Raw genomic sequence first — 22,155 nt, 5'->3', positions numbered from 1 at the left:
TCGTCACGCACGCTGCGCGCCGAGCTTTTGCGGCTGTGTGCCCGCATCGGCTATTCGCCGCCTGCCGTCCTCTGAAGAATTCGCCCCGGCACCGCCGGAATGATTTCAGAGGAAAGACCAAATCAATGACGTACCAGAACTATTCGCTGAAGCAGCTTCAGCAGATCGACGCCGCGCATCACCTGCATCCCTTCACCGACCATAAGGAGCTGCGTGAGGCAGGCGCGCGCGTCATCACCCGCGCCAATGGCCCGTTCATCTACGATTCCGAAGGGACGGAACTGTTGGACGGCATGGCCGGCCTGTGGTGCGTCAATATCGGCTACGGCCGCGACGAGCTGGCCGAGGCCGCCTATGCACAGATGAAGGAACTGCCTTACTACAATTCCTTCTTCAAATGCTCGACGCCGGCGCCGGTGCTGTTGTCGAAGAAGCTGGCCGAGATCGCACCACGCAACGTGAACCAGGTGTTTTATGGCTCCTCCGGTTCGGAGGCCAACGACACCGCCTTGCGCCTTGTGCGCCATTACTGGGTGCTTGAGGGCAAGCCGGAGAAGAACCGCGTCATCTCGCGCAAGATGGCCTATCACGGCTCGACCATTGCCGGCACTTCGCTCGGCGGCATGGATGCCATGCACAAGCAGCTCAACGGTGCGGTGCCCAACATCGTCCATGTGATGATGCCCTATGCCTATGAGCTGGCTCTGCCGGGCGAAAGCGACCACGATTTCGGCCTGCGCGCGGCAAAGTCCGTCGAGGATGCCATCCTCGAGGCCGGCGTCGACAAGGTCGCGGCCTTCATCGGCGAGCCGGTGATGGGCGCGGGCGGCGTCAAGATACCGCCGGCGAGCTACTGGCCCGAAGTGCAGCGCATCTGCCGCAAATACGATGTGCTTTTGATGCTGGACGAGGTCATCACCGGCTATGGCCGCACAGGTGAGTGGTTCGCGGCGCAGACCTTCGGCATCGAAGCGGACACCATCACCACGGCCAAGGCGCTGACCTCGGGCTATCAGCCTCTTTCGGCGCTGCTGGTTGGCGACCGCATTGCCTCGACGCTGGTGGAGAAGGGCGGCGAATTCAACCATGGCTACACCTATTCAGGGCACCCAGTGGCTTGCGCCGTGGCCTTGAAGAACCTGGAGATCATCGAGAGGGAAGGGCTGGTCGACCGTGTCAGGAACGACACCGGACCTTATTTCGCTAGCGCATTGCAGGAGCGTATAGCCGGGCATGATCTGGTGGGCGAAGTGCGCTCGATCGGCCTGATGGGCGCGATCGAGATCGTCAAGGACAAGGCGACGAAGGAGCGCTTCCTGCCGTCGGGAAGTGCCGCGGTGACGGTGCGCGACCACGCGATCGCCAACGGCATGATGCTGCGCGCCACCGGCGATACGATGATCCTGTCGCCGCCGCTGATCTGGACCCGCGATACGATCGACATGGCTTGCGAGCGCATCGGCAAGGCGCTCGACCTGGCTCAGGCGGACCTGCGCAAGCGATAGGAGCAACCCTCGATTGGGCGTTTCTGCGAAGAAACGCCCAATCCCCGGAAATAATGCTCTTTGAGCGGGAACGAATTTCGCCTTCGGCGCGTAGTGTAAGAGGCGGCCGATCCGGCCGCGACAGGGGATTGCCCACATGAGAAAGACCGGCAAAAGCCGACGCGTGCAAGAGGCGGCCAGCCTTGGCGCGGACCTGATGCTGGCGCCGCTGGTGGTGATGATGCGGCTGCCGCTGATGGCCGTGGAGGCGCGAAGCGGCGAGCCCTGGAGCGCGGAGACGGCAATGGCGGTCAGCGAGAAGACCGTCGCCATGGCCGAGGGCGCGCTTGCGGCGCAAATGTCTTTCCTGCAATCGGCGTCGCGTTTCTGGCCGGAGGTTCTCTCGGGTCGAACGCCGTCGCTGTTCAACGGCGTCGCGGCCGAACGGTCGATCAGCGCAGCGCTGAAGCCGGCCGGCCGCGCGGTGAGGGCAAATTTTCGCCGACTTTCCACAAAGGGTTGAAGCGGAAGCCCCGGAACTTTTTTGCGCATCGTCGAAGTCTTGCGCTAAAACCAATCGGCATACACGCCGATGGGGAACAACATGGCCGGACAACCGCTCAACCAACCGGCTGAAATTCCAGCCGAACTCGATCGCTGGAACTGGGGCGCCTTCTTCCTCAACTGGATTTGGGGTATCGGCAACAGGACCTTCATCGCGCTGCTGGCGCTGATCCCGGTCGTCAACTTCATCATGATCTTCGTGCTCGGCGCGCGCGGCAGCCGCTGGGCCTGGCAGAACCGGGCCTGGCGCGACGCCGAGCAGTTCCGCAAGACGCAGCGCAATTGGGCGATTGCCGGCCTTGCCGTATGGGTGGTCAGTATCGGCGGTTGTGCGACGATGGTCGGCAGCATCCCTTTCGTGCTCAAAGGCAGCGACGCCTACCGCATGACCATGGACGTCGTCCGCGCCGATGTTCGGGTCAAGGCCGCCATCGGCGACGATTTGGCCGACAATTTCTGGGTCGGCGGTCATCTCAACGTCAATGCGAATGGCGCGGGCGACGCCCAGTTCAGCATTCCCGTCCACGGCGCCAAGGGTAAGGGCACCGTTTATTCCCACCTGGTTCGCAATGCCGGCACATGGAGCACGCGCCTGCTCGTCGTCCGCGTGGACGGCGTCGATGCACCGATGGTGCTGACCAATGAAGACCATGTGCCGATCCCGGGTGCGGCGATCGGAATATAGACGGATCGTCGGTAATAAAGGGCTGGAAATGCAAAAACCGCGCCCCATCGGGAACGCGGCTTTGCCAGATACGCATGGCGTTTCGCTACCAAGACACTTGCGAAACTTACGGGCTCCGGTACGCGAGACCTGATCCGGAGCGCCGGGCGGATGCGATATGTCCGCCTCGCAATCCGTTTTATAGGAACATCGTTACCGCCGAGTTATCGAGAGCTTAAGCAAATCTAAATTTGCGGTCCTTAGTCCGGAAGAACCTGAAAAAACTAACTGCTTACGCCGAGTTGCCGCGCAGAAAATTAATTATGCCGGAGAAATCGGCGCCGCCATGGCCCTGGGCGTTGAACAGGGCATAGAGCTGCGCCGCTTCGGCGCCAAGCGGCGTCACCGCGCCCGCGCCAAGCGCTGCTTCCTGGGACAATTTGAGGTCTTTCAGCATAAGAGCCGCCGCAAATCCCGGCTTGTAATCCCTGTTGGCGGGCGAAGTGGGAACCGGGCCCGGCACCGGGCAATAGGTGGTCAGCGACCAGCACTGGCCCGACGAGGTCGAGGCGACGTCGAACAGCGCCTGATGCGACAGGCCGAGTTTTTCCGCCAGCACGAACGCCTCGGCGACGCCGATCATCGAAATGCCGAGGATCATGTTGTTGCAGATCTTCGCCGCCTGTCCGGCGCCGTCACCGCCGCAATGGACGATGCGACCGGCCATCGGCTTCAGGATCGGCTCGGCGGCCGAGAAGGCATCGTCGGCTCCCCCGGCCATGAAGGTCAATGTGCCAGCCGTGGCGCCGCCGGTGCCGCCCGAAACCGGCGCGTCGATCGACAGCAGGCCGTGCTTTGCCGCGATCGTATGCGCCTTGCGCGCCGATTCGACGTCGATCGTCGAGGAATCGATGAACAGCGCGCCGTTCCTGGCCTTGGGAGCGATGTCCCCATAGACCGACAAAACATGCTTGCCGGCTGGCAGCATGGTGATGACCACATCGGCGTCCTTCACGGCGGCGACGGCATTGGCCATGACGACGACGCCATGTTCGCGCGCGACCGCGAGGTTTTCCGGCATCAGGTCGAAACCGTGCACGGCATGCCCAGCCTTGACCAGGTTTGCGGCCATCGGATTGCCCATATTGCCGAGGCCGATAAAGGCGATCGTCGTCATAGTCTCTCTCCCGGAGTTGCTGGCGTCAGCGGCCGATCAGGGCGCGCGCGATGATGACGCGCATGATTTCGTTGGTGCCTTCGAGGATCTGGTGCACCCTGAGATCGCGCACCAGCTTCTCGATGCCGTAATCATGCAAATAGCCGTAGCCGCCGAGCAGTTGCAGCGCATCGTTGGCGACGTCGAAGCCGGTGTCGGTGACGAAGCGCTTGGCCATTGCCGACCATTTGCCGGCGTCCGGCGCCTTGCGGTCGAGCTTGGAGGCCGCCGCATAGAGGAAGATGCGCGCTGCCTGTAACTCCGTCTCCATGTCGGCCAGCCTGAACTGCAGCGCCTGGAACTGGTTGATCTTCGAGCCAAAGGCTTTGCGCTCTCCGGTATAGGAGAGCGCCTTGTCGAGCGCCGACTGGGCGCCGCCCAGCGAACAGGCGGCGATGTTCAGGCGGCCGCCGTCGAGCCCAGCCATGGCGATGCCGAAGCCGGCGCCTTCGCCCGACAAGAGGTTTTCCGCCGGCACCTTGCAATCCTCGAAGATGACCTGGCGGGTCGATTGCATGTGCCAGCCCATCTTGTGCTCATTGGCGCCGAAGGAGAGGCCGGGCGCATCCCTGGGCACGATAATGGTGGAGATGCCTTTCGGGCCGTCGGCGCCGGTGCGCACCATGACGGCGTAGACATCGCTGTCGCCGGCTCCGGAGATGAACTGCTTGGCGCCGTTGAGGATGTAATCGCCGCCGATTTTCATCGCGCGCGTCTTCAGCGCCGCCGCATCCGAACCCGAGCCAGGCTCGGTCAGGCAATAGCTCGCCAGCCATTCCATGGAGGTGAGCTTCGGCAGGAAGCGCTGGCGCTGCTCATCATTGCCGAAGCGGTCGATCATCGAGGCCACCATATTGTGGATCGAGATGAAGGAGGAAAAGGCCGGGTCGGCGTGCGACAGCGCCTCGAAGATCAGTACGGCGTCGAGCCGGCCGAGCGCGGAACCGCCGACATCGTCCCTGACATAGATGCCGCCGAGGCCGAGCGGCCCCGCTTCACGGATCACATCGGCGGGGAAATGTCGCCTGCGGTCCCAGTCGAGCGCATTGGGCGCCACGCGATCGGCGGCGAAGGCCTGGGCCATCTCCTGGATGGCACGCTGTTCCTCGTTGAGTTCGAACTGGCTGGTGCTCGCATCGACCGCGGCGTCCATGGCGTGCTCCCTGTAGGCTGGCCAGCTAGCCCGCTGGCCTGTCGTTTTTGGCTTTGCGCGCGCATCAATCTAGACCAATGATGCCGCCGCGCAACCCGACCTATCGCGGAGCGGCTGTGCATCGATGCATGCCCGGAGCAAGATGTGACGACCAAATTCGACGAACTGCTGGAAAAGTTCCACGCCTATCTCGCTTCCGTCGATGACGTTCCGGTGCGCGAGGCGGTGGCGCGTATCGGCTGGGTTATGCCAGCCCGAAATTTGGAGCCGCACCGGCTTGGTTGCCTGCGCCATCTCGATCGCGCGGCCAAACTGGCGCCGCCGGATGCGAGGCCGCTGGTGCGATTGCTGGCCGAGCAGCGCAACGAACTGCATTGGGGGCAGACCTACACCGAGGCCGATTTCGGCAGGGCCTTCATCGACAATTACGGCTGGCTGGAAATGTTCGGCACGCGTGGGCACTTCGTCAACGAAGAGGTTGCCGCGGGGCTGCTGATTCTCGGACCCGGGATCGTCTACCCCGACCATCATCATGTCGCCGAGGAAATCTATATTCCGCTGACCGGCGGCACGGAGTGGCGCATGGGCGAGGGCGGTTTTCGCAGGCGGGAGGCCGGCGAGGTCGTCCACCATGCCTCCAATGTCAACCACGCCATGCGTACGGGTATTGAGCCGCTGCTGGCGCTCTACATCTGGCGCGGCGGGCCGTTGGCGCAAAAATCCACGATCACCGGCACGGCGACGCAGGGCAGAGGCTGATGGCCAGGGCAATCATGCTGCAAGGCACAGGGTCGGACGTCGGCAAGACGGTGCTGGTCGCGGGCCTTTGTCGCGTCGCGAAAAAGCGCGGTCTGAAGGTGCGGCCGTTTAAGCCGCAGAACATGTCGAACAATGCCGCCGTCGCCGAAATTCCCGGCGACAACAACCATGGCGGCGGCGAGATCGGCCGCGCGCAATGGCTGCAGGCGATCGCCTGCGGCGTGCCGCCATCGGTGCATATGAACCCGGTGCTGCTCAAACCGCAGACAGATGTCGGCGCGCAGGTCATCGTCCAGGGCAAGGTGTTCGGCGAAGCACGGGCGCGCGACTACCAGGCGTTGAAGGGCCGGCTGATGGATGCGGTGCTGGAGTCCTGGGGCAGGGTCGGCGAGGGTGCCGATCTCGTCATCGTCGAGGGTGCCGGCTCGCCGGCCGAAATCAACCTTAGGAGCCGCGACATCGCCAATATGGGCTTTGCCACGCGCGCCGATGTGCCGGTGGTGCTGGTCGGCGACATCGATCGCGGCGGCGTCATCGCCTCGCTCGCCGGCACGCATCTGATCCTGCCGGAAGAAGACCGGCGCATGATCGTCGGCTATCTCATCAACAAGTTCCGGGGAGACGTCTCCCTGTTCGATGATGGCCTGAGGGCGATCGAGAAATTCACCGGATGGCGCTGTTTCGGCGTCGTGCCGTGGCTGAAGGCCGCGGCACGGCTGCCGTCGGAGGATTCCGTGGTGCTGGAGCGGCTGGCATCCGGCGAGGCGCGCGCGCTCAAAGTGGCGGTGCCGATGCTCGGCCGTATCGCGAATTTCGACGATCTCGACCCGCTCAAGGCCGAACCGCAGGTCGAGGTGGTGTTCGTGCCGCCGGGAAAGAAGCTGCCGGCCGATGCTGGGCTGGTGGTCATTCCCGGCTCCAAGTCGACAATCGGCGATCTCCTGAAGTTTCGCGAGAATGGTTGGGATCGGGATCTTGCGGCGCATCGCAAGCGCGGTGGCCATGTCGTCGGCATTTGCGGCGGGTTCCAGATGCTCGGCCGCATGGTGCGCGATCCCGACGGCATCGAAGGCTCCGTCATAGAAGCCGAGGGGCTCGGCCTGCTCGATGTCGAGACGGTGATGGAGCCGGAAAAGACGGTGCGAAATGTCAGCGCCCGGTCAGTGCCGTTCGGCCTGCCGCTTGAAGGCTACGAGATCCACCTCGGCCGCACGACGGGCCCCGACACCAGGCGCCCGTCGGCGATCATCAACGGCGCCGAGGATGGCGCGATCTCCGCCGACGGCAAGGTGATCGGCACCTACATGCACGGCCTGTTCGGCGCCGACGGCTTTCGCGGAAAATTCCTCGAAAGCCTCGGCATCAAGGGCGGTGGCCTCGACTATCGTTCCGAAGTCGAGCGGGCGCTGGACGAAGTCGCGGCCGAGCTGGAGACCCATCTCGACTGCGACGCGATTTTTTCGCTGGCGCGTTGAAGGTCAGACCTTCTCACTGGCCTTCGGCCAGTAGGTGCCGAACGACCAGACATTGCCTTCCGGGTCACGGCAGACGAACTCACGGCTGCCGTAGTCGCGGTCGGTCAATTCCTGGATGATGACGGCGCCGGCCTTCCTGGCTCTCTTATACGCGGCATCGGCATCGTCGACGGCGACATAGATCGACTTGCCGCCGCCTGAACCGGGTTCGCCTACCATCTTGCCGTAATCGTCGTCGCGGACCGAGCCCAGCATGATCATCGAAGAGCCGACGACCAGTTCGGCATGGTGCACGACATCGCCTTCGCCGTAGCGGGCGCGGACGCTGAAGCCGAAGGCTTCGCCCAGCCAGTCGATCATCTTCGCCGCGTTTCTGTAGCGCAGGGCAGGGTAGAGCCGTGGTGCTTCATTGGTTGTGGGCATGGCTGCCTCCTTCATCCGGATTGGTCGATAACCCACTCTGTTCGAAGGCCGTTCCGGCGTCTTGAAGAAATGTTACCTGCCGGCCAGTGCGCCGCGGCTTGTTCGGAACTACACCCCCAACGACAGTGTCGTCGGCGTTTCGCCGGCCAGGTCGCGGAACTCGCGGGCCAGATGCGCCTGGTCAGCATAGCCGCAATCGGCGGCGATGTCGGCCCACCCGCTCGCCTGTTGCCTGGACAGGCCGAGGGCTCGGTTGAAGCGCACGATGCGCGACAGGGTTTTCGGACCGATGCCGGTGGCGTCGGTGAATCTCTCGGCAAGATGCTTGCGGCTCCAGCCCAGCTTTTCCGCAAGAGAGGCGATGCGCGTGCGGCCGCCCGAAAAGATGATCCTGTCATAAGCCCAGGCGATCTCGGCCCGGGTCTCGTGGGCAGCGGCCAGCCGGGCCGGCGACGAACATTTCCGCCAAGTCGAAACGCATGTTCCAATCCGGCGCGTTGCCAAGTTTTTCGCGCAGGGCGATGCCTTCGAGACCGAGCACGTCGTCGAGGGCTACCATGCGATCGGCCAGTTCACTCATCGGCCGGCCGAAAAACCGGCGTGCGCCCAGCGGGGTGAAGTTGACCTGGACGCAGCAGGCGCCACCGAAAGACTGGATCATCACCGGTCCGGCATAAAGGCCGGCGGCGAAGCTGGCGAAACGGTCGTTATCGCCGGGGGTTCGGCCAAGCCCGATAGCGAATGGTTCGGCAAAGCTGATCACCAGCGGCACGGTCAGCGAGGCATATTCGATGTTATGGAAATAGCCGGGCGCGGTTTCGCGATAACCGCAGATATCGGTGACAACGCCGTCAAGCGCGGCATTGGGAAGCCGTCGACGCATTTCGAAAAGCCCCGATATGGAGCGATCCTGTTCTTTCCGGCGCTGCATCTCGATTGGCATTGGCCGTCCTTCCGCCAAGCGAATCTAGCAGAGCCCGCATCATAATCAAAAACGCCCGGCTTTGGCCGGGCGCTCTCGGTCCCCGCTTGTCGACGGAAACTTGTCAGGCGCCGCGCATCAGGCAGCCGGCGGCGAGCACGATATAGGCGATAAGCACGATCCACACCGATGCGATCGGAATGAACGCAAGGACGCCAAGCGCGGCAAGAATGCCGATGATGGCGATGACAACGGAGACGATGAAAACAATCTGGGTAGGCGCGCTGAGATTCATGTCTGGCTCCTCCAACATGATTCGAACAGCGGCATTGTAACAGGCGCGTGATTACACACCAATCATGACGCGCAACGGGTTGGCCGGATCGGCCAGCAGCTTCACCGCCAGAGCCATGCAGACGATGACCAGCAGCGGCTTGATCAGCTTGGCGCCGATGCGCATGGCCAAGCTCGCGCCGACGCGGGCACCGAGGAACTGGGCGACGCCCATCACCAGGCCAATCTTCCACGAGATGACGCCGACGGCGGCGAAGATGATGAAGCCGCCGATGTTGGAGGCGAAATTGAGCAGTTTGGTGTGCGCCGTTGCCTTGAGCACGCCGTAGCCGGCGAGCGTCACGAAGGCCAGCATGTAGAAGGAACCGGCGCCCGGCCCGAATACGCCGTCATAGAAGCCGATAGCCGGCACCAGGGTCACGCCGAACAGGAAGGGCGACAGGCGCTCGGCCCGGTCGACATCGTTCATGTTGGGCTTGAGCGCGAAGTAGAGCGCAATGGCAATCAGTACCAGCGGCAGGGCCGCTCGCAACAGGTCGCCGGGCACGATCGTGGCCAGCAATGCGCCGATGGCGCCGCCGGCGAGGGCAAGCAGCGCCGATGGCAGCTGCCGGCGCAGGTCGACATGGCCTTTCGAGGCATAGTGGATCGTCGCCGACCCGGAGCCGAACATGCCTTGCAGCTTGTTGGTTCCAAGCGCCTCGACCGGCGAAAAACCGGCGAGCAGCAGCGCCGGAATGGTGATCAGCCCGCCGCCGCCGGCAATCGAATCGACAAACCCCCCGGCAAAGGCGGCGAAAGCGAGCATGGCGATTGTCTGGGCGGTGAGGTCGATCATCTGATATGTCGAGATGTCCGTCGGCTGTAGCGCGCGTTCGACCACGCCGACCCGGTTTGCGCAAGGCCGATTCCGCGCTAATTCTGTTGAAGAAGAATCGGAAAGGGCCCGTTCATGGCATTCGCATTGCTTGACCAGATACGCTCGATCTTCGACGGCGACCCGGGCGTGCGCAAGGTCGCGGACGATCCCGTCCTGTCGGCGGAACTGCTGATGCTGTTCCGGATGATCCTGGCCGATGGCACGGTGAGCGAGAGCGAGATGGTTGCCTTCCGGCGCATCTGTAAGGATGCTTTCGGCATTCCGGAGGCCAGCATCGACGCGGTCATCGAATATCTCAACGAATACGGCTATGAGACCAACGGCTCGCAGGCGATCGCGCTGTTTCGCGACCTCGACGTCGGGCGGCGCAAGCAATTGGCGCAGCACATGGCGGAAATCGCCAAGGCGGATTCGCAACTGGCCGAGACCGAGGTGCGTCTGTTGCGCCGCACGCTCGATTTGCTCGACATCAGCCCGGTCGATGTGGTGAAGCCGGAAGAGTAGCGGGCGGATCGGCAGCTTACCCTTGTTCCTGAATCCGTTTCGCGATCGCCCGGCGAAGATCCGGCGCTGCGGCGACCAGCGCTTGCGCCGCCTCTGATTGCGGATGGTCGAGCACTTCGCTCGTCCTGCCGCGCTCGACGATCTTGCCGTCATGCATGACCAGCACGTCGTCGGTGATGGCGCGGGCGACGGTCAGGTCATGGGTGATGAAGAGATAAGCGATGCCGAGTTTCTGGTTCAATCCGGCGAACAGGTCCAGGATCTGTGCACGGATCGAGACATCGAGTGCCGAGACTGGCTCGTCGGCGACGACAAGCTTGGGGCGCGTGATGATGGCGCGGGCGATCGACAGGCGTTGGCGCTGGCCGCCGGAAAATTCGTGCGGGTATTTGTCCATGTCGCGTTGGTCGAGGCCGACCTCGTGGAGCGCATGCGCCACCATCTCGCGGCGCTCGGCGCGCGTCGGTTTTTTTTCCAGGACATGCAGGGGTTCGGCGACCAGTTTTTCGACCTTCTGGCGCGGATCGAAGGAGCCGTAGGGATCCTGAAAGACAACCTGCATATCGCGTCTGGCCGGCTTCAGCTCGGCCTCGCTCCTGCCGATGATGGGTTCGCCGCGAAACCGGATCGTTCCCGAACTCGGCCGGTCCAACGCCAGGATCATGCGGGCAAGGGTCGACTTGCCGCAGCCGGAGCGGCCGACCAGCGCCACCGACTGCCCCGGCGCCATCGACAGGGAGACATCGTCGACCGCACGTATGTCTGGCGCGCGCCGGAACAGCGAGATGCGGCGTCCGGGGTAGTCGCGGCTGACGCCCTCAACCTGCAGCAAGGGTTGGTCCATCCCGACACGATGAGGTTTGGAGCGCGGCGGAACATGCATCGAGGCCCGCGCCAACTGGCGCGTATAGGGATGGAACTGTTCGGAGAGCGTGCGCGCCGTGTCGCCGGCGTCCATCACTTCGCCATGGCGCAGGATGGTGATGCGGTCGGCCATCTCTGTCACGACAGCGAGATCATGCGAGATCAGCAGCAGGCCCATGCGGTTCTCCGCCACGAGATCGCGCAGGAGGTCGAGGATCTGTGCCTGCAGCACCACGTCGAGCGCCGTCGTCGGCTCGTCGGCGATCAGCAGCTTCGGCTTCAGCGCGCAGGCGATGGCGATGACGACGCGTTGGCGCTGGCCGCCCGACAATTCGTGCGGATAGCGCGACAGCGGGAATTTTGCTTCGGGCAGGCCGACGCGGTCGAGCATTTTTCGCGCCCGCTCCTCGGCGTCGGCACGGCTCGCCCCGGTGTGCCAGCGTATGCCTTCGGCGACTTGTTCGCCGATTGTCTTGACCGGGTTGAGCGCCGTCATCGGCTCCTGGAACACCATACCGATGTCGTCGCCGCGCAAGGCACACATCTGGTCCTCGGTCGCTCCCAGAAGATCGATGCCGTCGAATGTGATGCGCCCGGTGGCGCGTGCGGCATGGGGCAGGAGCCGCGTCACCGTGAGCGCGGTCATCGATTTGCCGGAGCCCGATTCGCCGACCAGCCCCATCACTTCGCCGGGCGCGACGGAGAGCTCCATATTTTTCAGGATCTGTGTGTCGCCGATGACCAGCGACAGATTATCGATTTCGAGCAGGCTCATCGCAGCCGCCGCGATTTCGGGTCGAGAATGTCGGCGATGCCGTCGCCCAGAAGATTCAGGCCGAGCACGGTGACGACGATCGCCATGCCGGGGAAGATCGCCATCCACGGCGCCACCACCATGCGCGTCTGGGCGTCGAACAGCATGCGGCCCCAACTCGGCATTGGCGGCTGAGCGCCGAGGCCGAGATAGGAGAGCCCGGCTTCGGCCAGGATGCCCAGCGCGAACTGGATTGTGCCCTGCACCATCAGCAGCGTGGCGATGTTGGGCAGCACGTGTTCGATCGATATCTGCGTGCTGCTCTTGCCGGCGGCGCGCGCTGCAAGGATGAATTCACGCGGCCAGATGGCCAGCGCGCCGGCGCGGGTGACGCGGGCGAACACCGGAATGTTGAAGATACCGATGGCGATGATCGCATTGACGGCGCCCGGCCCGAAAATGGCTGTTATCATGATGGCCGACAGCAGTGCGGGGAAGGCGAAGACGAGGTCGTTGATGCGCATCAACGCCTCGTCGACGAGGCCGCCGCGCGCGGCGGCGAAGGCGCCAAGCGGCACGCCGACACCCATGCCGATCCCGACGGCGACCAGCGCCACGGCGATCGAGTTGCGGGCGCCAACCATGATCATCGACAGGATATCGCGGCCGAAATGGTCGGTGCCGAACCAGTGCGCTAGCGAGGGACCTTGCGTCTTGTCCGCTATAACGAGCTTCGTTACATCAAAGGGCGTCCAGACATAGGACACGACGGCCATCGCCAGGATCAGCACGGTGATGACGAAACCGGTAACGAAAGCGGTATTCCCAAACGCCTTGGCCAGGATGCTGCGGAACGTCTCGTCGGGGATGTCGATGCGCAGCGTCATTGCCGGGTCCTCAGGCGTGGATCGACCACCGCATAGGAAAGGTCGACGACGAGGTTGACGGCGATGACGGCGGCGACCAGCAGCATGATGACGCTCTCGACGACGATCAGGTCGCGCTGGGTGATCGCCTGGAACACCAGCCGGCCGAGCCCGGGCAAATAGAAGACATTTTCGATGATGATGGTGCCGGCGAGCAGGAAGGCGAACTGCAGGCCAAGGATTGTCAGCACCGGGATCATGGCGTTGCGTAGCGCGTGCCGCCACAGCACGGCCCGATAGGGCAGGCCCTTGGCGCGGGCGGTGCGGATGTAATCCTCATCGAGCACCTCGATCAGCGCCGAGCGGGTGACGCGTGCCAGGATTGCCGCTTGCGGCAAGGCAAGCGCCACCGCCGGCAACAGCAGCGATTTCAGTGCCGGCCAGGCGCCGGCGCCCCAACCGGGAAAACCACCGGCCGGGACCAGACGCAGCCAGACCGCGAAGATATAGATCAGCATCAGCGCGAACCAGAAATTGGGCACGGCAACGCCAAGCTGCGCGATGCCCATTGAAATCGTATCGCCGGCCCGTCCGCGCCGGCTGGCGGAAAACAGGCCGACCGGAATGGCGATCAAGGTGGAGAGCGCGAGCGCGATCAGCGCCAGCGGCAGCGAGACGGCCAGCCGTTCGCGCACGAGATCGATGACCGGGACCGAGTAGGTATAGGAGCGGCCGAAATCGAGGGTGAGCAAGCCCCCGGCCCAGTGCAGATAGCGCAGGACGATCGGCGCGTTGAGGCCCATCTGGTTGCGCAAGAGTTCCACTTGGTCGGCACTGGCGTTCATGCCCAGCATCAGCCGCGCCGGATCGCCGGGGAGGATCTCCAGCACGGCGAACACCACCATCGAGGCAAGTACCAGCGTTGCTAAAGCGACGGCGAGACGCTTGAGGAGGTAGGCGCTCATGGAAGGCAAGGGGGTGCCGCGCGCACCAAGAACCTCACTCGCTCCACTTCACCTTGGTCAGGTCGTTGGCCTGGATCGGCGCATTTTCCCACAGGCCCTGTAGCTTGGCGTCCCAGACACCGACCTTGGGCAATTCGTAGAGGAAGCCGACCACGGCGTCGTCGGCCAGGATCTTCTGCGCCTCGCCAAGCAGTTCCTTGCGCTTGGTCTCGTCGGAGGTGAGGTTGAGGTCGGCGATCACTTTGTCGAAGGTCGGATTGTCGTAGTTGAAGTAGTAGTCCCTGCGCGAATAGATATCGATGTCGTTGGGCTCGGTATGGGAGACGATGGTCAGGTCGTAATCCTTCTTGGTGAACACCTGGTCCAGCCACTGCGCCCATTCGACCGGGATGATCTCCAGGTTGATGCCGACATCGCGAAGTTGCGAGGCGATGATCTCGCCACCGAGCCGTGCATAGCTGGGCGGCGGCAGTTTCAGCGTTGCCTTGAAGCCGTTCTCCAGCCCGGCCTCCTTCAGCAGTTCCTTGGCCTTGTCGACATTGTGCGGATAGAGGCCGGTGAGGTCGACATAGTCCTTGTTCGCCGGCGACATATGCGAGCCGATCGGCAGGCCAAGGCCGGCCGAGGCGCCGTCGATGATCGCCTTGCGGTCGAGCGCATAGGAGATCGCCTGCCTGACCTGCAGCTTGTCGAAAGGTGGCTTCTTGTTGTTGATCGAGAGGATGGTTTCGCCTTCGGTCGAACCGATCACCACCTTGAAACGCGGATCGTCCTTGATCTGTGCGAGGCTGTCGGGATCGAAGAAGGGAAAGGCTTGGATGTCGCCGGACAAAAGGGCAGGCACATAGGCCGCGGCATCCGGCACGATGCGGAACTCGACCTTGTCGAGGAACACCGGAGAGCCCCAGTAATGGTCAGATTTGACCAGCGTGATCGATGATCCCTTGGCCCAGTTCTGGAACTTGAACGGGCCGGTGCCAACCGGGTTTTCCTTGTTGGTGTCGGCGGATTTCGGCGACACCATCACCGCGTCGCCCCAGCCCAAATTGTAAAGGAAGGATCCTTGCGGGTTTTTCAGCGTGATTTTCACCGTCGCCGGATCGATGACGTCGACCTTGTCGATGGCCGCGAACAGGCCCTTCTGCGCGTTGACCGAATTGTCGGCGCGGGCACGGTCGAGCGAGAATTTCACGTCATCGGCGCTGAAATCGGCGCCGTCGTGGAATTTGACGCCGGCGTGCAGCTTGAAGGTGTAGACCTTGCCGTCATCGGAAATGGTCCAGCTTTCCGCCAGATCCGGCAGCACCTCGCCATTGGGTCCGATCCGGGTCAGCCCCTCGAAGACATTGGCGTAGAGCACTTCCTTGATCGCCGCAGCGGCACCAGCGGTTGGGTCGAGATGCGGCGGTTCGAGCGGAATGCCGATGACCAGGTCGGTTCGGGCCGCAAAGGCGGAGGTTCCAGCGGCCAATGCGAGAACCGCGGCGGCCAGAATGGTTTTCCACAATCTCATCGTGCAACTCCCCATGCGTTCAGGATACGTGCTCAAGCCGGGCGATAGAAGCGTGATTTCGCGTGGGAGTAAATTGCGTTTCGTGCTGCCAGGCAGGGTGGCCGGGAATGTTTTTTGCCGTGCCAGCCCTGTCGGCGGGCCGAAGCTTATCGCGATGCAGGATCATCCCGTGGCCGTGCCGCGCAGCAGCACGTTGAGCCCGATCGCCATCACCTTGGCCGATTCCACCATGTCCGATATGCCAACCCACTCGTCCGGCCGATGGGCGAGATCCAGAATGCCCGGGCCATAGGCGATGCAGTCGTAGATATGCCCGATGCGGGCGATGTGCTTCTGGTCGTAGGTGCCGGGCGAAATGACGTAGTCGGGCTCGCGGTCGAAGATCGCATGAATGCCTTGCGCCACCGCCTTGACAACGGGGGCGTCGCGCTCGGTCATCAGGGGCAGTACTTCCATCAGATCGCGGATCTCGTAGTCGAATTTTTTGCGCTCGCGTTTCAGCCGGTCGAGAACGCCGGTCACTTCGGCTTTGACCGTGGCCAGATCCTCCTCGAGGAGGAAACGGCGGTCGATGGTCAGACGGCAGGAATCGGGCACGTTGGGCGAGGGCAGACCGGGGCGGAAATCCTCGGTCTGGCCGCCATGAATGGAATTGATGTTCATGGTCGAGCGCCTGGCGCCTTCCGGCACCACCGGCATGCGGGTGATCTTTCGGTCGAGTGCCGGGAACAGTTCGTCCTCGAATGCCTGCAGCACCGCGCCCATATGGCGCACCGCATTGTCGCCGAGAAACGGCATCGAGCCGTGCGCGATCTCACCCTTGGTCTCGATCTCCGCCCACCAGACGCCGCGATGGCCGAGGCAGATGCGGTCCTTGTTGAGAGGCTCGGGAATGATGACGTGATCGACCCTGGGTTTCGAGAAATAGCCGAGGCCGGCCAGATGGGCGACGCCGCCGAAGCCGCCGGATTCCTCATCGACCGTCCCCGAGATCTCGATGGCGCCGGGAAAGTCGGGAAAGACTTCCACAAAGGCTTCGACAGCGATGATAGAGGCAGCGAGGCCGCCCTTCATGTCGCAGGCGCCGCGTCCATAGACCTTGCCGTCCCTGACGGTGCCAGCGAAGGGATCGACGGTCCAGCCGTCGCCGGCTTCGACAACGTCGATATGCGAATTGAAATGGACGCAGGCACCAGGTGACCGTCCATCAAGCCGCGCCACGACATTGATGCGCGGATAGCGATCGGTGTCGCCGGGCGTGCCTTCGGCGCGGATGAACTCGGTCTCGAAGCCGCTCTTCCTTAGCCGCTCACCGATATAGTGGGCGCACGGTCCGTAAGCTTCGCCGGGTGGATTTATGGTCGGAAAGCGGATTAGGTCGGCGGTCAGCGCCACCAACTCGTCGCGCCTGATGTCGATTGCCTTGAGGAGTCGCCCGTTCATGCCGCGAGTTGAGCAGCGATCCCAGTGGTTTTGCAAGCCCGTCGATCAAACCGTGCAACGTGTCGTTGTGGCAACTATCGCGGGAAATCGTTCAAATTCACTGCTTCGGATTGGCGAATTGGTCAAAGACTGTGTGCTATCTGTTCACCGCCATTAAAGAGGTGAAAAACAACGTGATGGCGAGCAGGCATGGGCAATCAGAGGGGTTTGATCGCATGAATACGTCATTTCTCAAGGCAGCAGTATTGGTCGTTGCGCTGTTTGGCGCATCGGCAGCAAGTCAGGCGGCCACATTGGTGGCGAACATCGACGTGTCGTCGCAGACGATGACCGTTCGTTATGGCGATTCTGTCTATCGGTGGGCCGTCTCCACCGCCCGTCCGGGCTATTTCACGCCGCGCGGGACCTACCGGCCGCAGCGCACGGCGCGGATGTGGTATTCGCGCAAGTACGAGATGTCGCCGATGCCGTACTCGGTGTTCTTCCGTGGCGGCTATGCCATCCATGGAACGGGCGCCGTCAGGCAACTCGGCCGTCCGGCCTCGCATGGCTGCGTAAGGCTGCATACGGCCAATGCCGCGGCCTTCTATTCGATGGTCCGCGAAGTGGGCTTCGGCAATACGCGCATTGTCGTCACCAATTAGGCAATTGGCGGTTTGTTGATACGGCTTTGTTTGCTGGCGGAGGAACGCACGTTCCCGCCAGCCGCCTGCTCAGCTGTTTGAGGCGGGAGCCGGCTTGGTGCGGTTTTTTCGCCGCCAGTTGCTGATCTCCCACCTTTTGTGGAACCACATCCATTGGCCTGGATCCTCTCGGACCCAGCGCTCGACAACGTCGTTCAGCATCTGGGTGGTGGCGTGGACATCGACGCTGCCGTCGGCGGTGCGCGGCAGGACCAGCTTGTCCTCGATATCGAGCCGGAAGCGGTTGCCCGGCAACCTGATACAACGCGCCGGATAGACGTCGCAGTCATAGTGGCGGGCAAGGGTGCCGAGCACGCGGTTGCTCTGGCAGGGGCGGCCGAAGAAGGTCGTGTCCAGGCCGTTGGAGAACTTCTGGTCGACGAGAACGCCGATATTGCCGCCATTGTCCAACACTCCCGCCAGCGCGAACGAGGCGCCGGCCATCGAAGGCAGCAAGCCTCCCATGGTCGATCGCCTTGTCGAAAGGATATAGTCGGCGAGGTAAGGGTTGTTGGGCGGCCGAAACAGCGCCGTGATGTTCATGCCGAAGGTCGCGGCCGCCACCGGCAGCAGCTCGAAATTGCCGAGATGGCCGGTGAAGACGATGTGCGGCTGCTTCTCGGCCGCGATCTCAACGAAATGCTCTGTTCCCTTGACCTCGATACGGCCGGGCTTGCCGGCGGCTGGGTCATAGTCGAAGAGGGCGTCGAGGAAGATGTATTCGGCGGCAAGGCGGGCCATGTTGCCCCACATGTCGGACGCGATGGCTCGGATTTCGTCCTCGCTCTTTTCCGGATACGCCTTGCGCAGATTGTCGAGGGCGACCTGGTGGCGCCCGACCCTTGGACCGATGAGGCGTGCGGTGCGGTCGGCAAAATTCAGCGCGCTGTCGACCGGCAGCAGGCGCAGCAGCGACATGATGACCATCGCGAGACGCGCAACAAACCAGTAATTCACCTGGCGCAATTGTCTGCCATGGCGAAATTTCAGATCGCGGCGAAGCTTCTTGAGCACGGACATCGAGGCCCTAGAGCATGATGCCGAAAAGTGTGAAGCGGTTTTCGGATGACATCATGCTCTATTCCTTGATTTAGAGGCGGATTCAGATTTCAGTCGATTCGACCTGAAATCATCCGACTCTAGGCGACGCGCAGGATGATCTTGCCGAAAACGTCGCGGCCTTCCATGCGCTTCAGCGCGGCATCGATATCGTCGAAGCCGACCTCGGTGTCGATTACCGGGGCGACCTGTCCCGCGGCCATCTTTTGCATGGCGTTGGCCATGTTCTCCATGCGGCAACCGAAGGATCCGAGCAGTTTCAACTGCTGCTGGAAGAGCTGCATCAGGTTGATCTGTGCCGACACGCCGGAGGTCGAACCACAGGTCACCAGGCGACCGCCGCGCTTCAGGCACAGCATCGAGCCGGCAAAGGTGTCGGTGCCGACATGCTCGAACACCACGTCGACGCCTTTCTTCTTCGTCAGCTTGCGCACGACGCCCTCGAAGCGATCGTCGCGGTAGTTGATGACATGGTCGGCGCCGAGAGCCTGGGCCTTGTCGATCTTGTCGTTCGAGCCGACCGTTGTGATGATCGTGCAGCCCATCCGCTTGGCCAACTGGATGGCCGCCGAGCCGATGCCGGACCCGCCGGCATGAACGAGGATCGTCTCACCGGGCTGCAGCCTGGCATTGTCGAACAGCATGTGCTCGACGGTGCCGAAGGTAACGGGCGCGACCGCGGCCCCGATATCGGTCACACCGGGCGGGGCGGGGACCAGCAGGCGCGCCGGCAGGTTGATCTTCTCCTGCGCGAAACCGTCGAGATGGAAGCCGTGAACGCCCGAAACATGCTCGCACAGGTTGTCGCGACCTTCGCGGCAGGCACGACAGAGGCCGCAGGTGCGCGCGCCGTAGATCGATACCAATTGTCCGGGCAGCAGGCTGGAAACGCCGGGACCGACCGCCTCCACCTCGCCGGAGGCCTCCGCGCCGACGACCAGCGGCAGCTTGCGCTTGGCGAAGGCCATGCCACGCCAGCCCCAGACGTCGATATGGTTCAGCGCCACCGCCTTGATGCGCAGCGTCACTTCGCCAAGCGCGGGAGGCGGCGGGAGTGGCAGGTCCACCGTTTCAAGGCGGCGGTCCTCGATAAGTTGCAGTGCGCGCATGGAGCCTGTCGGTTCTGTTAAGCGGAAAGGGCTCGCTTAGACCGGTTCCCGCGCCATGACAAGGCAAGTGTTCTGGCCGCCAAAGCCGAAGGAGTTCGACAGAACGGAGCGAACCTGCGCATCGCGCTTCTTGTTCGGCACGACGTCGAGCACGATCGCCGGGTCAGGATTGTCATAATTGATGGTCGGAGGAATGACGCTTTCGCGCATCGTCATCAGCGAAAACGCCGCTTCGACAGCGCCCGCCGCCGACAGCGTGTGGCCGATCATCGACTTGTTGGACGAGATCGGCATCGAGCCGATGCGCTCGCCAAACACCGTCGACAGCGACAGGTGTTCCATCTTGTCGTTTTCCGGCGTCGAGGTGCCGTGTGCGTTGACATAGTCGATCTCGTCTTCGCCGAGACCCGCATCGGCAAGTGCGGCCCGGACGGCGGCGATCGCCGGCGATCCATCCGGCTTGGAGCGCGTGCGATGGAAATCGTCGGCCTTTTCGCCACAGCCGCTGAGGATGCCGAGAACGGCGGCCCCACGGGCAAGCGCCGCCTCCAGCGATTCCAGCACCAGAGCGCCAGATCCCTCGGCCAACACGAAGCCGTCACGGTCCTTGGAAAACGGCTTGGAAGCCTTTTCCGGATTGTCGTTGTGGGTGGAGAGCGCCGACAGCAGCGAGAAGCGGATCAGCGCCTCGGCGGTCGCCGAGCCGTCGGCGCCGATCGACAGCGCCCGATCGCATTCGCCACGGCGGATCGCCTCGACGCCGAGCTGGATGGCGGTGGCGCCGGAGGCGCAAGCCGTCGAAAGCGTGATCGGCAGGCCACGTGTGCCGAACCGGTCGGCGAGCCGGTCGGCGATCGAGCCGAACTGGGTGGTTTCGAAGAGATCGAATTCCTTCAGGCCGCGCGCCACGCGCAGCAACCTTTCGGCGCCGGAATCGTGCTTGTCGGAATTGTAGAGCGAAAAGCGGTCGTGCCAGTCGAGCTCGACCGGCGGCGAGGCGAGGAAGAGAGGGCCGCCGAAATCGCCGGAAGTCAGGCCGGCTTCGCCAACAGCCTCCTGCGCCGCGGTTTCCGCCAGTTCATAGGTGAGGAGGCTTGCTCCCTTTGAGCTCGACGGCAGGAAATCGACCATGCCGGAGATCCGTGTGTTGAGGTGGTCGACCGGAAAGCGAGTGATCGGGTGGATGCCCGACTTGCCCGAGGTCAGCGCGGCCCAGTTGTCTGATTTGCCGACGCCGAGCGAGGTCACCACCCCGATACCGGTGACGGCAACCACGGGCCTGCCCATGTGATCTCTGAAATTGGCCATCCGGGAGCCCTCTTATCTCTGCAGTGCGTTCGCCAAACGCCGCCTCAAGCGGCGTTGACGAGCGCCATGCCCTCGAATTGGTGATAGCCGATCGCCGTTGCAAGGACGCTCACGGGAATGCCTTCAAATGGCTTTTCGGCCGTGGCGTCAAAGACAGGGTAGGCGGCCTTGCGGTCGACCGCGAGTGCCGCCAGCGCCACGGCGAAGGGAAACTGCGCTTCCTTCATGTGCCCGGTCAACGTTGCAAAACCGCGCGCCGATATCGCCGGATTGGCGTCGAGCGCCGCCTTTTCGGCCCCTGTTGCCGCATGCGCGCCTGATGCTCCCGACATGGCGAGCATTTTGCCGTTCGGCAGCGCCTGTTTGAGGAGGAGAGCGATCTCGGTGTCGAGTTCTCCGCGCGCGCGCCTGGCGCGGCCGGAGACGACGGGGCCGAGTTCAGCATAGATCTTGCGTCCGCGACTTGCCGCGTGTTCGCGCTGCTCAAGCACCAGGAAGGCTCCGCCGGAACCAGAGACCACGCCGCCGCCCTCGGCGCCCTGCCTTTGCCAGACAGGCTTCCACGGGCCGCGATGCAGATAACCGGCCAGCTCGTAGCCCAGCAGCATGTCGGAATGTTCCGTCTGGAAGGCGCCGCCGACCAGGATGTGCGTCGACTGGCCGGAGCGGATGCGCGCGGCGGCCGTCTCGACGGCGGCGACGCCAGCGCCTTCCTCACCCATGAAGGTCCTGGACGAGCCGGTGACCTTGTGGACGATGGAGATGTTGCCGGCGAGCAGATTGGAAAGCTGCGCCAGGAAAAGCGTCGGCCGCAATTCGGTGGTCAGCTTCTCGTTAAGCAGCACGTCGCGGTCGTTGCGGTTTTCCGAAGCGGCTAGAATGTCGGCGTCGACCGCTTCGTCGCGCTCGCCGCCGCCGGCCGCCACAACCATGTCCATTGTGGTGCAGAGTTCGTCATTGCCCTTGATGCCGGCGTCGTCGAGCGCGAGGCCCGCCGCATAGGTGCCGAGCCTCTGCCATGTCTCCATCTGCCGCTGATCGCCGCGCTTGGCGATCTGCAGGTTCCAGTCGATCTCGGGCAGTGGATGAACCGTGTAGGGCGCGAAGCGCGCGGGCTCGAGCACCGGCTCCGGGCCGGGTTGCGCCAGCTTCTGCCAATGGGCTTCAGGACCTTCCCCCAGCGAGGAAACTAGGCCGATCCCTGTGATGACGACGTCGTGGGGGCTGCTCATGAGCGGCTTTGTGGGTCAGGT

Annotated in this window: 21 protein-coding genes and 1 pseudogene; 7 read left to right on the top strand and 15 right to left on the bottom strand. The window is 63.3% G+C overall.

Translation table 11 applies throughout. From position 1 onward, the window contains the following. Positions 1–125: 125 nt before the first annotated feature. The 3 genes from ACVWWD_RS23720 (at position 126) to ACVWWD_RS23710 (ending at position 2,733) form a co-directional block, all read left to right on the top strand. Positions 126–1,505, top strand: a complete 1,380-nt coding sequence (locus ACVWWD_RS23720) for an aspartate aminotransferase family protein (protein WP_352548478.1) — start codon at positions 126–128, stop codon at positions 1,503–1,505. Between the two features lie 136 nt (positions 1,506–1,641). Further along, complete coding sequence (locus tag ACVWWD_RS23715; protein ID WP_023769880.1) at positions 1,642–2,007, top strand: hypothetical protein; 366 nt, start codon at positions 1,642–1,644, stop codon at positions 2,005–2,007. A gap of 81 nt (positions 2,008–2,088) precedes the next feature. Beyond that, positions 2,089–2,733 (top strand): cytochrome c oxidase assembly factor Coa1 family protein, encoded by a 645-nt coding sequence (locus tag ACVWWD_RS23710; protein WP_457103446.1) that lies wholly within the window; start codon positions 2,089–2,091, stop codon positions 2,731–2,733. 271 nt (positions 2,734–3,004) lie between these two features. On the opposite strand, the gene mmsB is transcribed toward ACVWWD_RS23710, so the two are convergent. Both mmsB and ACVWWD_RS23700 read right to left on the bottom strand, forming a co-directional pair. Further along, positions 3,005–3,889, bottom strand: coding sequence for a 3-hydroxyisobutyrate dehydrogenase (gene mmsB / locus ACVWWD_RS23705; RefSeq protein WP_023783122.1), 885 nt, complete (start codon positions 3,887–3,889; stop codon positions 3,005–3,007). Positions 3,890–3,914: 25 nt separating this feature from the next. Further along, a complete protein-coding gene (locus ACVWWD_RS23700) occupies positions 3,915–5,081 on the bottom strand; it encodes an isobutyryl-CoA dehydrogenase (protein WP_352548473.1) in 1,167 nt (388 codons plus the stop codon). 144 nt (positions 5,082–5,225) lie between these two features. Between ACVWWD_RS23700 and ACVWWD_RS23695 the strand changes: the two genes are divergently transcribed. Next, complete coding sequence (locus ACVWWD_RS23695; RefSeq protein WP_352548471.1) at positions 5,226–5,840, top strand: dimethylsulfonioproprionate lyase family protein; 615 nt, start codon at positions 5,226–5,228, stop codon at positions 5,838–5,840. Continuing rightward, entirely contained in the window at positions 5,840–7,315 is a 1,476-nt protein-coding gene (locus tag ACVWWD_RS23690) for a cobyric acid synthase (protein WP_457103445.1), read from the top strand. Before ACVWWD_RS23695 ends, ACVWWD_RS23690 begins: the two co-directional genes overlap by 1 nt. A gap of 3 nt (positions 7,316–7,318) precedes the next feature. Here the strand turns inward: ACVWWD_RS23690 and ACVWWD_RS23685 are convergent, their stop codons facing one another. From ACVWWD_RS23685 to ACVWWD_RS23670, 4 genes and pseudogenes are all read right to left on the bottom strand, one after another. Beyond that, positions 7,319–7,738 (bottom strand): VOC family protein, encoded by a 420-nt coding sequence (locus tag ACVWWD_RS23685; RefSeq protein WP_023769886.1) that lies wholly within the window; start codon positions 7,736–7,738, stop codon positions 7,319–7,321. A gap of 108 nt (positions 7,739–7,846) precedes the next feature. Next, positions 7,847–8,681 (bottom strand): annotated as a pseudogene (locus tag ACVWWD_RS23680) (helix-turn-helix domain-containing protein). A gap of 103 nt (positions 8,682–8,784) precedes the next feature. Further along, positions 8,785–8,955 (bottom strand): hypothetical protein, encoded by a 171-nt coding sequence (locus tag ACVWWD_RS23675; RefSeq protein WP_352553292.1) that lies wholly within the window; start codon positions 8,953–8,955, stop codon positions 8,785–8,787. A gap of 51 nt (positions 8,956–9,006) precedes the next feature. Next, positions 9,007–9,792, bottom strand: coding sequence for a TSUP family transporter (locus tag ACVWWD_RS23670; protein WP_352553290.1), 786 nt, complete (start codon positions 9,790–9,792; stop codon positions 9,007–9,009). Between the two features lie 114 nt (positions 9,793–9,906). Between ACVWWD_RS23670 and ACVWWD_RS23665 the strand changes: the two genes are divergently transcribed. Further along, positions 9,907–10,338: a TerB family tellurite resistance protein gene (locus ACVWWD_RS23665; RefSeq protein ID WP_023783128.1), complete on the top strand. Its 432-nt coding sequence runs from the start codon at positions 9,907–9,909 to the stop codon at positions 10,336–10,338. Between the two features lie 16 nt (positions 10,339–10,354). On the opposite strand, the gene ACVWWD_RS23660 is transcribed toward ACVWWD_RS23665, so the two are convergent. From ACVWWD_RS23660 to ACVWWD_RS23640, 5 genes are all read right to left on the bottom strand, one after another. Continuing rightward, positions 10,355–11,977, bottom strand: a complete 1,623-nt coding sequence (locus tag ACVWWD_RS23660; RefSeq protein ID WP_352553288.1) for an ABC transporter ATP-binding protein — start codon at positions 11,975–11,977, stop codon at positions 10,355–10,357. Further along, a complete protein-coding gene (locus ACVWWD_RS23655) occupies positions 11,974–12,843 on the bottom strand; it encodes an ABC transporter permease (RefSeq protein ID WP_457103444.1) in 870 nt (289 codons plus the stop codon). The genes ACVWWD_RS23660 and ACVWWD_RS23655 overlap by 4 nt, the downstream gene beginning before the upstream one ends. Further along, complete coding sequence (locus ACVWWD_RS23650) at positions 12,840–13,787, bottom strand: ABC transporter permease (RefSeq protein ID WP_023769893.1); 948 nt, start codon at positions 13,785–13,787, stop codon at positions 12,840–12,842. Before ACVWWD_RS23650 ends, ACVWWD_RS23655 begins: the two co-directional genes overlap by 4 nt. Positions 13,788–13,821: 34 nt before the next feature. Further along, positions 13,822–15,300, bottom strand: coding sequence for an ABC transporter substrate-binding protein (locus ACVWWD_RS23645; RefSeq protein ID WP_352553283.1), 1,479 nt, complete (start codon positions 15,298–15,300; stop codon positions 13,822–13,824). A 162-nt stretch (positions 15,301–15,462) separates the two neighbouring features. Next, positions 15,463–16,743: an acetylornithine deacetylase/succinyl-diaminopimelate desuccinylase family protein gene (locus ACVWWD_RS23640; RefSeq protein WP_352553281.1), complete on the bottom strand. Its 1,281-nt coding sequence runs from the start codon at positions 16,741–16,743 to the stop codon at positions 15,463–15,465. A 215-nt stretch (positions 16,744–16,958) separates the two neighbouring features. On the opposite strand from ACVWWD_RS23640, the gene ACVWWD_RS23635 reads away from it, so the two are divergent. After that, entirely contained in the window at positions 16,959–17,387 is a 429-nt protein-coding gene (locus ACVWWD_RS23635) for a L,D-transpeptidase (protein ID WP_023783134.1), read from the top strand. Positions 17,388–17,456: 69 nt separating this feature from the next. Here ACVWWD_RS23635 and ACVWWD_RS23630 read toward each other — a convergent pair whose 3' ends face one another. The 4 genes from ACVWWD_RS23630 to ACVWWD_RS23615 all read right to left on the bottom strand — a co-directional run bounded on the left by ACVWWD_RS23630 (position 17,457) and on the right by ACVWWD_RS23615 (position 22,134). Continuing rightward, entirely contained in the window at positions 17,457–18,446 is a 990-nt protein-coding gene (locus tag ACVWWD_RS23630) for a lipid A biosynthesis lauroyl acyltransferase (protein ID WP_352553279.1), read from the bottom strand. Between the two features lie 119 nt (positions 18,447–18,565). Beyond that, positions 18,566–19,594 carry a zinc-binding dehydrogenase gene (locus ACVWWD_RS23625; protein ID WP_023791690.1) on the bottom strand — a complete coding sequence of 343 codons (1,029 nt, stop codon included), beginning with the start codon at positions 19,592–19,594 and terminating at the stop codon, positions 18,566–18,568. Between the two features lie 36 nt (positions 19,595–19,630). Beyond that, a complete protein-coding gene (locus ACVWWD_RS23620) occupies positions 19,631–20,902 on the bottom strand; it encodes a beta-ketoacyl-ACP synthase (protein WP_023783136.1) in 1,272 nt (423 codons plus the stop codon). Positions 20,903–20,946: 44 nt separating this feature from the next. Continuing rightward, a complete protein-coding gene (locus ACVWWD_RS23615; protein WP_352553277.1) occupies positions 20,947–22,134 on the bottom strand; it encodes a beta-ketoacyl-ACP synthase in 1,188 nt (395 codons plus the stop codon). Positions 22,135–22,155: the final 21 nt, after the last annotated feature.

This window comes from Mesorhizobium sp. URHB0026, from assembly GCF_054059755.1.
The sequence above is the reverse complement of the archived record's forward strand: the minus strand, read 5'-3'. Positions and strand labels throughout refer to the sequence as shown.